At 66.9% G+C, this 12238-nt stretch carries 12 protein-coding genes; 7 read left to right on the forward strand and 5 right to left on the reverse strand.

Annotation, left to right across the window (positions count from 1 at the left end; translation table 11 throughout):
- Positions 1-97: 97 nt before the first annotated feature.
- On the forward strand, positions 98-1117 hold the full coding sequence (locus M9799_RS18065) for an SDR family oxidoreductase (protein ID WP_231043851.1): 1020 nt from the start codon (positions 98-100) through the stop codon (positions 1115-1117).
- A 3-nt stretch (positions 1118-1120) separates the two neighbouring features.
- Here the strand turns inward: M9799_RS18065 and M9799_RS18070 are convergent, their stop codons facing one another.
- Entirely contained in the window at positions 1121-1402 is a 282-nt protein-coding gene (locus M9799_RS18070) for a hypothetical protein (protein ID WP_231043850.1), read from the reverse strand.
- Positions 1403-1537: 135 nt separating this feature from the next.
- On the opposite strand from M9799_RS18070, the gene ku reads away from it, so the two are divergent.
- From ku to M9799_RS18095, 5 genes are all read left to right on the forward strand, one after another.
- On the forward strand, positions 1538-2413 hold the full coding sequence (gene ku / locus M9799_RS18075) for a non-homologous end joining protein Ku (RefSeq protein WP_231043849.1): 876 nt from the start codon (positions 1538-1540) through the stop codon (positions 2411-2413).
- 180 nt (positions 2414-2593) lie between these two features.
- On the forward strand, positions 2594-2776 hold the full coding sequence (locus M9799_RS18080; RefSeq protein WP_231043848.1) for a DUF3606 domain-containing protein: 183 nt from the start codon (positions 2594-2596) through the stop codon (positions 2774-2776).
- A 6-nt stretch (positions 2777-2782) separates the two neighbouring features.
- Positions 2783-5320 (forward strand): DNA ligase D, encoded by a 2538-nt coding sequence (ligD, locus tag M9799_RS18085; RefSeq protein ID WP_231043847.1) that lies wholly within the window; start codon positions 2783-2785, stop codon positions 5318-5320.
- Between the two features lie 57 nt (positions 5321-5377).
- The gene (locus M9799_RS18090) at positions 5378-6061 is read left to right on the forward strand and encodes a phosphatase PAP2 family protein (RefSeq protein WP_231043846.1); all 684 of its coding nucleotides are present in this window, start codon (positions 5378-5380) and stop codon (positions 6059-6061) included.
- Positions 6061-7656 (forward strand): phosphoethanolamine transferase, encoded by a 1596-nt coding sequence (locus M9799_RS18095; protein WP_231043845.1) that lies wholly within the window; start codon positions 6061-6063, stop codon positions 7654-7656. Before M9799_RS18090 ends, M9799_RS18095 begins: the two co-directional genes overlap by 1 nt.
- 24 nt (positions 7657-7680) lie before the next feature.
- On the opposite strand, the gene M9799_RS18100 is transcribed toward M9799_RS18095, so the two are convergent.
- Positions 7681-8073 carry a diacylglycerol kinase gene (locus M9799_RS18100; RefSeq protein ID WP_231043844.1) on the reverse strand — a complete coding sequence of 131 codons (393 nt, stop codon included), beginning with the start codon at positions 8071-8073 and terminating at the stop codon, positions 7681-7683.
- A gap of 168 nt (positions 8074-8241) precedes the next feature.
- Here M9799_RS18100 and M9799_RS18105 point away from each other — a divergent pair, with 168 nt between their 5' ends.
- Positions 8242-9570 carry a sensor histidine kinase gene (locus tag M9799_RS18105; protein ID WP_231043843.1) on the forward strand — a complete coding sequence of 443 codons (1329 nt, stop codon included), beginning with the start codon at positions 8242-8244 and terminating at the stop codon, positions 9568-9570.
- A 22-nt stretch (positions 9571-9592) separates the two neighbouring features.
- Here M9799_RS18105 and M9799_RS18110 read toward each other — a convergent pair whose 3' ends face one another.
- From M9799_RS18110 to M9799_RS18120, 3 genes are all read right to left on the reverse strand, one after another.
- Positions 9593-10294 (reverse strand): response regulator, encoded by a 702-nt coding sequence (locus tag M9799_RS18110; protein ID WP_231043842.1) that lies wholly within the window; start codon positions 10292-10294, stop codon positions 9593-9595.
- A gap of 36 nt (positions 10295-10330) precedes the next feature.
- Positions 10331-10915 carry a DNA-3-methyladenine glycosylase gene (locus M9799_RS18115; RefSeq protein ID WP_231043841.1) on the reverse strand — a complete coding sequence of 195 codons (585 nt, stop codon included), beginning with the start codon at positions 10913-10915 and terminating at the stop codon, positions 10331-10333.
- A gap of 413 nt (positions 10916-11328) precedes the next feature.
- Positions 11329-12219, reverse strand: a complete 891-nt coding sequence (locus M9799_RS18120; RefSeq protein ID WP_231043840.1) for an FAD-dependent oxidoreductase — start codon at positions 12217-12219, stop codon at positions 11329-11331.
- Positions 12220-12238: the final 19 nt, after the last annotated feature.

Here is a 12238-nt window from a genome sequence, read left to right on the forward strand (position 1 = left end):
CACGGCGCATACAACCTTTGATGAACACCGCAGCGCCAGCAGCCGGGGCATTGGCGTCCCGGCAGCGTCTCATTTCTCCTTTTCACCGAACCACACCATGACTCAAGCAGAACCCCATTCCGCCGGCCTCGTCGCCGCCCATTCCCCGCTGGTGGTGGTGATCACCGGCGCCTCCAGCGGCATCGGGCATGCCACCGCGCTGGCCTTTGCCGAGCGCGGCGCGCGCCTGGTGCTGGCGGCGCGCGACGCCGACACGCTCGAGCCCGTGGCCGAGGCCTGCCGCAGCGCGGGCGCGGCCTCGGCGCTGGTCGTGCCCACCGATGTCACCGATGCCGAGGCCGTGGGAAAACTGGCGCAGGCGGCGATCACCCAGCACCGGCATATCGATGTCTGGATCAACGGGGTCGGCGTCGGCGCCGTGGGGCTGTTCGATGAAACGCCGCTGGCCGCGCACCGCCGCGTGGTCGAATCCAACCTCATCGGCCACATGAACGGCGCGCATGCCGCGCTGCGCCACTTCCGCCAGCGCGGGCGCGGCACGCTGATCAATCTGATCTCCATCGGCGGCTGGGTGCCGGCGCCCTATGCCGCGGCCTACACCGCCAGCAAGTTCGGGCTGCGCGGGCTGTCCGAGGCGCTGCGCGCCGAAGTGTCCGACCTGCCCAAGGTGCATGTCTGCGACGTGGCGCCGACCTTCGTCGACTCGCCCGGCCTGCTGCATGGCGCCAACTACACGGGCAGCAACATCCGCCCGCGCATTCCCATGGTCGACCCGCGCCGCGTGGCGCGTTGCGTGGTGGCGCTGGTGAACCGTCCGCGCGCCCTGACCTGGGTGGGCGCCGCCGCCGCTCCGGGCCGCCTGGCGCATGCCATTGCCCCGCAGTGGGTGGGCGCCACCATGCACCGCACCATGCGCTGGGCGCTGGGGCGCGCGAATCCGGCCGCGCGCACCGACGGCAATCTGTTCGAAGCCTCCAAGGGCACGCAGATCGACGGCGGCCAGCGCCAGGCCAACCAGAAGGCGGCAGGCACCGTGGTGGCGCTGGGCGTGCTGGGAGTGGCCGCGGCGCTGTGGCTGGGCCGGCGCTCGCCGCGCCGCCTGCCGCACGGGGAATAGGCTTCAGCGCGCGGGCCCGAAGCCAAAGAAGCTGGCTTCGCCGCCCGCATGGCCCGCCGAGCGCTGTCCGGCGCTTTCGCGCGGCCCCTGGTCCAGATCCTCGGTCATGGCCTGCAGCGCCAGCAGCCCGTCGGCCATGGCCCCGTGGTAGCTGTCCGCATGGTGGTGGGCGCGCTCGATCTCGCGCCAGGTGTCGGCGTTCTCGCGCTCGATCAGCACCCAGGCGAAGCTGCCCCGCTTGGGTTCCTCGACATAGACGGCAATGGAGCGCAGCAGCTTGGACATGCCGCCAGCATAGGCCGATCCAGCAAGGACGCGAAGGGCATGCCGCCTACTGGGCATGCAAGCAAAGGCCTACAGATGCCCCTACAGGCCCGCCGCACACTTTGACCAAACGAAGTCCCAAAGGAGTCGCACCGCATGGCCACTGGAAGCCGCATTCTCTGGAAAGGCGCCATCAGCTTCGGCCTGGTGCATATCCCCGTGGGGCTGCACACCGCGGCCACCGAGCAGGGGGTGGACTTCGACTGGCTGGACAAGCGCTCCATGGACCCGGTCGGCTACAAGCGCATCAACAAGCGCACGGGCCGCGAGATCAACCGCGAGAACATCGTCAAGGGCGTCGAATACGAGGAAGGCAAGTACGTGCTGATCAGCCCCGAGGAGATCGAGGCGGTCTTCCCCCGCACGACGCAGGTCATCGACATCGAGCGCTTCATCGACGCCCGCGAGATGCCCTTCATCTTCCTCGAGAAGCCCTACTACGTCGCGCCGATCAACAAGAGCGACAAGGTGTATGCGCTGCTGCGCGAGACCCTGATCGCGACCGGCAAGATCGGCCTGGCCAAGGTGGTCATCTCCACCAAGCAGCATCTCGCGGCGCTGGTGCCCTCGGGTCCGGCGCTGGTGCTGAACCTGCTGCGCTGGGGCGATGAGGTCAAGACCCTGGAATCGCTGGACCTGCCTCCCGAGGGCAGCAAGAGCATCAGCGCCGCCGAGCTGAAGATGGCCAAGCAGCTGGTGGCCGAGATGTCCGGGAAATGGGACCCCGAGGATTTCAAGGATGAATTCCGCCACCAAGTCATGAAGCTGGTGACCAAGAAAGCCAAGGCCGGCGAGGGCCGCACCGTGATTGAGCCCGAAGAGGAAGCGCCGCAGGGTGGCGAGGTGCTGGATCTGACGGCGCTGCTGCAGCGCAGCCTGCGCGGGGGCAAGGCGCCTGCGAAGGAGCCGGCCAAGGCGGCGGCGAAGAAGAGCAGTGGACGGGCTTCCGCGACCCAAAAAAAGGCTGCTTGAGGTTTTTTAGGGCAGGACGTCCATGGTTCGACAAGCTCACCACGAACGGTCGATTCCGTTCGTCCTGAGCCTGTCGAAGGATGAACGACCTGGCCGACAAAGAGACGTCCGTGGTTCGGCACGGCTCACCATGAACGGTTTGTTCAAATTTGCCTTAACTTTCAACCCCAAGGAGCAACCATGGCAGACAACAAATCCCAATCCGGCGGCCAGGATCGTACCCGCATCAGCCTCAGCGAGGACTATGAAGTGCGCGACTGGTCGAAGAAGTTCAATGTCTCGGAAGAACAGCTCAAGGCCGCCGTCAAGGCGGTGGGCAACGAGGCCAAGGATGTGGAAGAGCATCTGAAGAAGCAGCGCTGACACCCCATGCCCCGCAAGAGCGCTCCCGCGGCCGGGCCGCTGGCCGATTACAACGCCAAGCGCGATTTCGGCAAGACGGCCGAACCCGCGGGAAAGCTCGCGCGCGGGGCCAGGGATGCGGCGCTCAAATTCGTCATCCAGAAGCACTGGGCCTCGCGCCTGCACTACGACTTCCGTCTCGAGCTCGATGGCGTCATGCTCAGCTGGGCCGTGCCCAAGGGGCCGTCCTTCGATCCCGCCGTGAAGTCGCTGGCCATCCAGGTCGAGGACCATCCGGTCAGCTACAACACTTTCGAGGGCGAGATCCCCAAGGGCCAGTACGGCGGCGGCACCGTCATCGTCTGGGACCATGGCACCTGGGAGCCCGTGGGCGACCCGCGCGCGGGCCTGGCCAAGGGCAAGCTGGTCTTCTCGCTGGACGGGCACAAGCTGGCCGGCCTGTGGGAGCTGGTGCGCATCTCCAGGAAGGGCGACACGAGGCAGAACCAGTGGCTGCTGTTCAAGAAGCGCGACGAGTGGGCGCGCCTGCGCCATGAATACGAGGTGATCACGGCGCTGCCCGAGAGCGTCATCAAGAACCCGCTGGGCCTGCTCTCGCAGCGCGAGCCGCGCGCACCGGCAGCGCCCGTGGCCCGCAAGGCCCCCCTGCCCGCCACCCTCGAGCCCCAGCTGGCCACGCTGGTCTCGGAGATTCCCGAGGGCAACTGGCTGGTGGAGAGCAAATTCGATGGCTACCGCGTGCTGGCGCGCATCGAGGGCGAGGACGTGCGCCTGTTCACGCGCAACGGCAACGACTGGACGGACAAGCTCAAGCCGCTGGCGCGCACCGTGGCTTCGCTGGGCCTCACCAATGCCTGGCTCGACGGCGAGATCGTGGTGCTGGAAGACAACGGCGTGCCCAACCTGCACCGTCTGCAGAACGCCATCGACAGCGCCCAGGCCTCGGACATCGTGCTGTTCGCCTTCGACATTCCCTACCTGGGCGACAGCGACCTGCGCGACCTGCCGCTGCGCGCGCGCCGCGTGGTATTGCAGCAGCTGCTCGAAGGCCGCGAGAGCGCCAATCTGCGGCTGAGCCAGGTCATCGACGCCACGCCCGACGATCTGCTGAGCGCCGCCTGCAAGCTCGGCCTCGAGGGCGTGATGGTCAAGAACGCCGACGCCCCCTATGTCTCGGGGCGCACCGAAAGCTGGCTCAAGCTCAAGTGCCAGCTGCGCCAGGAATTCGTGGTGATCGGCTACATGCCGCGCACCGGCGCCGCGCGCGAGATCGGCAGCCTGCTGCTGGGCTATTACGAGGATGGCGTGCTGCGCAGCGCGGGCGCGGTCGGCACCGGCTGGGATTCGGTGGTCGGCAGGCAGCTGCACGATCTGCTGCATCCCTTGGAGATCCCCAAGTCCCCAGCTGGCGTGCAGCATGCCGGCTCCGGGCGCTGGCCGCGGCGCAAGGCCGGCACCGAACGCTGGGTCACTCCATCGATAGTGGTCGAAGTCGCCTTTGGCGCCTGGACCCCGGACCACCAGGTGCGCCACGCCGTGTTCCGCGGCCTGCGCACCGACAAGCCGGTGCACGAGATCGTGCGCGAATATGCAAGAAAAGCCGAGGCCCGCACCGCGCCAGCTCGCACTGCGCCGGCGCCCGCACCGGCCCGGCGCGCAGTGCGCACCGACTCCGGCCCGGTCACCGTCACCCATGGCCAGCGCATCATCGACCCCAGCACCGGCCTGCGCAAGATCGACTTGGTGCGCTACTACGAAAGCATTGCCCAATGGATGCTGCCGCACCTCCAGCAGCGCCCGGTCTCGCTGGTGCGCGCGCCCTCGGGCATTGCCAAGGCGCTGTTCTTCCAGAAGCATGCCGAGGGCAAGCTCACCGGCATCAAGGAGCTCGATCCCGCGCTGTGGCCCGAGCACGAGCCGCTGCTCGCGGTGGACAGCGCCCAGGCGCTGGCAGGCGCGGCGCAGATGAATGTCGTCGAGTTCCACACCTGGAATTCCAAGGTCGCGCGCATCGACCGCCCCGACCGCTTCGTGCTGGACCTCGACCCGGGCGAAGGCGTGGACTGGGAAATGCTGGTCGAAGCCGCCGGACTCACGCGCGTCATGCTGACCGAGCTGGGCCTCGAGAGCTGGCTCAAGACCAGCGGCGGCAAGGGCCTGCATGTGGTCGTGCCGATCACGCCGCGCCGCGACTTCCCCCAGGTCAAGGCCTTCACCCAGGCGCTGGTCAAGCACATGGCGCGCGTCATCCCGTCGAAGTTCGTCGCGGTGGCCGGCGACAGGAACCGCGTCGGCAAGATCTTCATCGACTACCTGCGCAACGGCCAGGGCCAGACCACGGTGGCCGCCTTCTCGGCGCGCGCGCGCCCGGGCATGGGGGTGTCGATGCCCATCTCCTGGGAGCAGTTGCCCACCATCACGGGTGGCGCGCACTGGACGGTGCTCACTGCCCTCAATTACCTGCAACAGCGGGAGCAGGACCCGTGGAGCGCGTATTGGAAGACGAGGCAGACCATCACTGAAGGGCTGCGCCTGCTCAAGTAAGCCCTGCTGCCTGGCGCCTTAAGACGGCGTTAAGCTCGGAGTCCAACACTCCAGGGCATGAACAGATACCTGGATCGCCAGCGCCTCGGTGCCTTGGCCGTTTTCTGCCTGATCGCCCTGTGGGATGCCTCGGGCCTCGATACTTCGCTGGCCCGGCTGGCGGGCTCCTCCGCCGGATTTCCGCTCAGGGACAGCTGGATCCTTTCAGCGGTCTTCCATGACGGGGCAAGGCATCTGGCCTGGCTGGGCGTCCTGGCCCTGGCGGCATCGACCGTCTGGCCCTGGGGCCCGTTCCGGGATCTCCCCTTTGCGCGCCGGCTCCAGCTGGCCTTTGTCACCCTCGCCGCCAGCGGCGTGATCGCGCTGCTCAAGATCGGCAACCACACCAGCTGCCCCTGGGACCTGCAGCAATTCGGCGGGGTCGCCACTCCTGTCTCGCACTGGGCGGGATGGCTGCGCACGGATGGCGGCGGCGGGCATTGCTTTCCCGCGGGGCATGCCTCCACGGGCTTTGCTTTCATTGCCGGCTATTTTGCGCTGCGCGCAGACAAGCCCGAGCTGGCAAGGATCTGGCTGGCCTGCTCGATTGCCCTCGGCCTGCTGCTCGGCGGTGCGCAGCAGCTGCGCGGCGCGCACTTCATGAGCCATACCCTGTGGACCGGCTGGATCTGCTGGCTGCTCGGCTGGATCACGGACCCGCTCTTTTCACGCCGCATGCAGGCTGCGCCAGGGAGCCGCTGATGACCAGGCGCAAAATCCATTCCCTGTGGCTTGTCCTTGCCGCCAGCCTGTGGATGACCCTTGCCGGCAACAGCGCCCTGTGGCAGAGGCTCGCCGCCCTGGGGCTGATGAAAAGCCTCTCCGGCCTGGGCTTCGTTCTGGCGCTGGGCGGTCTGCTGCTGGCATCGCTGGCCGGTATCCTTGCGCTCTTTGCATGGAAGCGCTCGCTCAAGCCGGTATTGACCGTGCTCCTTCTGGTGACGGCTTTTGCCAGCCACTTCATGAACAGCTTCGGCATCGTCATCGACCCCAGCATGGTGACCAACGCGGTGCAGACCGACGTGCGCGAAACCAGCGCCCTGCTGAACCTGGGCCTGGCGGCAAACGTGCTGTGTCTGGCGCTGATCCCCATCTGGCTGATCTGGCGCCAGCCGGTCGCCTACGGGACGCTGGGCAGGCAGCTCTGGAAGAACTTCGCCGCCGTGGCGCTGTCACTTGTGGCGATCATGGCCTTGCTCGCGCTTTCCTACCAGTCGATGGCCTCGACCATGCGCAACCACAAGGACCTGCGCTATCTGCTCAATCCGCTGGCCGGCGTCTATTCCGCGGCCCGCGTCGCGCTCAAGCCTTGGGAGCTCGACCCCAGCGTGCTGCATCCGATCGGAGAGGATGCCAGGGCGCGCGCCAGCGCCAAACCGCTGACCCTGCTTCTGGTGGTGGGCGAGACCGCGCGCAGCGACCACTTCAGCCTCAATGGCTACGAGCGCGAGACCAATGCCGAATTGCAGCAGCGCGGCGTGATCAGCCAGCAAAGCGCCTGGTCCTGCGGCACCAGCACCGCGGAGTCGCTGCCCTGCATGTTCGCTCATCTCGGGCGCGAGGACTTCAACAGCCGGAAGATGAACTACGAAAACCTGCTGGACCTGCTGCAGAAGGCCGGGTTGAACGTCCTGTGGGCCGAGAACCAGTCGGGTTGCAAGGAGGTCTGCAATCGGGTGCCGGTTGTGAAAGTCACCGACACCTGCGGGAATGCGGAATGCTTCGACGAAGCGATGCTCGACGCGGTGCAAAAGCGCCTGCAGGCGATGGATGAACGCCAGCGCAGCAAGGGCACGGTCATCGTGCTGCACCAGATGGGCAGCCATGGGCCGGCCTACTACAAGCGCTCCCCGCAGGACTTCAAGGCTTTCCTGCCGGAATGCACGACCAACGCGCTGAAGGATTGCAGCCAGGAGTCGGTGCGCAACGCCTACGACAACTCCATCCGCTACACCGATCACTTCCTGGCCAAGTCCATCGACTGGCTCAAGGCCCGCGGCGGCAACTCGGCCATGATGTATGTCTCCGATCATGGCGAATCCCTGGGCGAGTCCAACGTCTACCTGCATGGGCTGCCATATGCCTTCGCGCCGGCCACGCAAAGGAAGGTGCCGTGGATCACCTGGCTGTCGCCGGAATTCGAGCGCGAAAGCAGGCTCTCGTCCGAATGCCTGCGCAGGAAGGCCGGCGAGCAGGTCACGCATGACAGCTACTTCCATGCCGTGCTGGGCCTGGCGGGGGTCACGGCCAGGGAGTACCAGCCGGCGCTGGACTTCTACCAGCCATGCCGGGGGTAGAAATCTCTGCCCTGGGGCCCTGGCTCAAGCCCCGTGCGAAAGCCCGATGATGCCCCAGGTGGCGCAGGCCATGGCGATCGCCAGCAACACCGCGGCGCTGCCCAGGTCCTTGGCCGCCTTGGACAGGGGGTGGTATTCGGCACCCACGCGATCGATGGCGGCTTCGATGGCGGTGTTCAGCACTTCGACCACCAGCACGGCAACGACGGATGCCAGCAGCAGCACCTGCTCGACCGGGCCTTTTCCGACCCAGAACGCTGCGGGCACCAGGACCGCAGCCGTCGCCAGTTCCAGCCTGACCGCGGGCTCCTTTGCAGCGATCTGCATGCCGCTGAGCGAATGGTTCAATGCAAACCACAGCCGGGTGAGCCCCTTGCGCTTGGGCGGGACCTGGAGCTTTCGTTGTGCGGCGATCATGAATATTCCTTGAAGCTTTTGAATAAAAGGCCTTGCCACGCAAGGCCACAGCTTGGAGATTCGCGCGCGCAGCTTAAGCCCGCATTAATCATCGCTCTGTATCCGCCGGTTTCTTGCGCCCTGCGCGGCCGTGCGGGTACGCTTGCGGGCATCCTTTCAGAGATCTCGATGAAATACCGACCCTCCTTGCAGCGCGAGCTGCTGGCATGGACCCTGGGCGGCCTGGTGGCGGTCTGGCTGGCCTTTATCTATTTCGGCTATCTCACCGGCGAGCATGAAGCCGACGAGCTGACCGACGGCCACCTGGCCAGCGTCGCCTCCCTGCTGCTGGCCCAGCGTGCCGAGGCGTTCAGCAGCCGGCCGGACGCGGCCGCGCTCAGCAGCCCGGGCCTCAAGGCCCACGACTACCAGCACTCGATGAGTGTCGTGATCTGGGACGGCAACGGCCGGGTGCTGGCGCGCACCGGCGAAGCCCCGATGCCCGATTTCCAGCTGGCCGATGGATTCCAGACCGTGGAGCTGGGCCCGCAGCGCCAGCCCTGGCGCCTGTTCGTGCGCTGGAACGAGGGCGAGCGCGCGCGGCGCGTCGCCGTGCTGCTCTCGATCGAAGAACGCGATGCGCTGGCCACGGACATCGCCGAGCAGGTCGCCACGCCGGGGCTGTGGCTGCTTCCCGTCGTGGCGCTGGTATTGGTGCTGGCCGTCAGGCGCGGGCTGCGGCCGCTGAACCGGCTCAGCGAGCAGGTGCGCTCCCTCGAGGTCGGGCAGGCCTTCGAGCTGCAGGCTCCGCCGCATGAGGAGTTCCAGGCGATGGTGAAGGCCATCGAGACCCTGTCCAGCCGCTATACCTCGGCGCTGCACCGCGAGCGTGCGCTGGCCAACGAGTTCGCCCATGAACTCAGGACACCGCTGGCTTCGCTTCAGTTGCAGGTCGAACTGCTGAAGACGGCGGAACCCGGCGCTTTGCCCGCGATCGTGCAGCAGCTGGACAAGGATGCCCAGCGCAGCGCAGCGGTCATCCACCATCTGCTGGCGCTGGCGCGCGCCAGCCGCACGCAGCTGGCAGAGGCTGCCGCCAGCTTCGACCTGGCGGATCTCGTCAGGAAGATCGCGGCCGACTATGGCGAGAAGGCTTACAAGTCACGCCATGAGCTTTGCGTATCGGCACCGGATACGGTGCTGCTTAGGGGCTACGGCACCCTGCTGGAAATCGCCATCCGCAACCTGATCGAGAACTCGCTGGCCCATACGCCCGCCGGCACCCTGGTGGAAGTGCGCGTGGAAGCGGACCCGGTGTCGGTCGAAGTGCGCGATACCCCGCAAGCCGGGCTGCAGGCTGCTCCAGCGCAAGGAATTCTCGGCCTCGGCCTGGGCCACCAGGTCGTGCAGAAGGTGGCGGCCATCCATGGCGCGGACTTCGTCAAGACCTCCCATGCGGATGGCGCCGTGGCCGGCTACAGGATGGGCCCGCTGCGGGATATAGGGCAAGGCGGTTGACACGCCAGCCGCCGCGCATCTTCTACGCTTCGCTTTCCCAGGGAATGAAATAACCCACACCGCGCATCGTCTGGATGCGCTCGTTGCCCAGCTTGCGGCGCAGGTGATGGACATGCACCTCGATGGCATTGCTGTCCAGCGAAGTCTGCCAGCTGTAGAGCCTTTCCTCCAGCTGCTGGCGCGAGAGCACGCGCCCGCGCGCTTCGAGCAGCACCAGCAGAACGGAAAATTCACGCGGCGACATGTCCACCGGTACCCCGGCGCGGTGCACGGTCCGGGTCGCTGGATCGACCGTGAGGTCCCCGTGGGTGATCGTCGGGGACGCCCGGCCCGCGGAGCGCCGCAGCAGCGCGCGCAGCCGGGCCTCGAGCTCCGCCACATCGAAGGGCTTGGAGAGATAGTCATCGGCACCCGAATCCAGCCCGGCGATGCGCTGATGCACCTGGTCCCTGGCCGTCATGATGAGCACGGGGGTTGCCCGATCGGGCAAGCGCTGCCCTCCCGGCGGCGCTTCAGGGCTGCTGCGCAGCCGCTGCAGCAGCGCGGCGCCATCCTGGTCCGGCAGGCCCAGGTCCAGCAGCACCGCGGAAAAAGGCTCGGTGCACAGCGCGCTCCACGCCTGCGCCACGTTGCCGCAGACATCGACCGCGTAGCCGCGCTGCTCGAGGTTTTCCTGCAATCCCGCGGCAATGCCGGGATCGTCTTCGACAATGAGGATTCGCATGGGCGGATTCTGCCCGCAGGTGGCGTGCCGCGGCAGCTATCGCTGCTGCGTCCCGGGCTCCGCCGCAAATCCGCGGCTCAGGAAGCGCGAGCCCCTGAGCCCGAAGCGCCAGGGCACATCCACCGCCTTGGAAATGCCGATGCGCGGCCCGGTCAGCACCTCGATCTCGCCCGCCTCGCGCGCCAGCAGCTCGAAGGGTGGTTCGGACAGAGACTGCCCATTCAACCGCGAATCGATGCCCAGCGCCTGCGCCAGCCGCCCCGGCCCGGCGCACAGCAGCTTCAGCTCCTGCAGGCCGCGGCGCGCGCGCATGGTCTCGATGCCATGCGTCGGCTCGATCGCACGCAGCAGCACCCCCGCGCCATGGCCCGCCTCGCGGCACACGGTGTTGAAGCACCAGTGCAGGCCATACGAGCGGTATACGTAGGCATGGCCCGGCGGGCCGAACATGGAGACATTGCGCGCCGTCTGCCCGGCATAGGTATGCGAGGCCGGGTCGGTCTGGTCATAGGCCTCGGTCTCGACGATGCGGCCGCCCACGCCATCGATCAGCAGCGTCACGCCGATCAGCAGGCGCGCGACTTCGTGGGCGGGGGCGGAAAAATCTATGGAAGCAAGCATGCAGGAATCGTTGAAGCAGAGGCAGGACAGTTTGCGCCGCCATCTTCGTTGACCTGCAAGCGAAGGTCAAATGCGGTGAAACCGTTCGTTCTTAGCTTGCCTGGCCGGCCCGTCAAGATCCGTTCGTCCTGAGCCTGCCGAAGGATGACGGGCCTGCGGTCAAGTTTGAGGACAGGACGTCCATTGGTTCGACAGGCTCACCACGAACGGTTTTCGACAGGCTCACCACGGACGTGTAACTCGACTCGCTCTGAGCCGCCTGGGCGGCCCGTCAAGATCCGTTCGTCCTGAGCCTGTCGAAGGATGACGGGCCTGCGGTCAAGTTTGAGGACAGGACGTCCATGGTTCGACAGGCTCACCACGAACGGTTTTCGACAGGCTCACCAAGAACGGTTAAATCCTCTCACTCTGACTCAATGCCCGCCAAACACCAGCGACCGATGCGCCGCCACCCCCGCAAGCGTGCCATCGCCCACGGCCAGCGCCACCGAGCCGCCAAAGCGGGCGGCATCGCCGCAGGCGAACACACCGGGCACTGTCGTAGCCTTCATGGCATCAGTCTGGATCACCGCCCCCATCGGGCCTTCGCTGAACTCGCAGCCCAGCGCCGCCGCAACCGGGCTGGCGACATGGCTGCGCGGAGCGATGAACAGGCCATCGAATGCCTGCACCCGGCCATCCTCCAAGATGACATCGGCATGTCCGGTGATCTCGCGCACCGCAGTGGCCTCGATGGTTACACCGCGTGACTGCAGCTGCGCCCGCTGCTGCGCATCGGGTTCGAAGCTGCCGTTGAGCAGCAGCGTGGTCGCGCCCCAGTCGGGCAGCAGCAGCGCCTGATGCAACGACAGCTCCGAGGTGGCGAGCACGCCAATGCGGCCCTGCTGCAGTTCGTAGCCATGGCAATAGGGGCAATGGAACACATGCTGCCCCCAGCGCTGCGCCAGGCCGGGCACCTCGGGCAGCGTATCGACCACCCCCAGGGCCAGCACCAGCCGCTTGGCCATCCGCGCGGGCCCGCCCTCGATGTCGACCTGGAAGTCCTGCCCGTTGCGCTGCGCGCCCAGCACCATGGCATCCAGCCATTCGACGGTTTCATAGGCCATGAGCTGCGCGCGCGCCAGCGCCGCGATATCGGCAGCCTTGCTGCCGTCCTGGGTCAGGAAGCCATGCGAATGCTCGGCAAAGCGGTTGCGGCGCTGGCCGGCATCGACCACCAGCAGCTTGCGCCGTGCGCGCGCCAGGGGCAGTGCGGCAGCCAGACCGGCGTAGCTGCCACCAATGATGAGTGCGTCATAGACCATGGGAAATCCTCTCAAGAAA

Origin of the sequence: Comamonas endophytica (assembly GCF_023634805.2) — a bacterium.
GTDB lineage: Bacteria > Pseudomonadota > Gammaproteobacteria > Burkholderiales > Burkholderiaceae_C > Comamonas > Comamonas endophytica.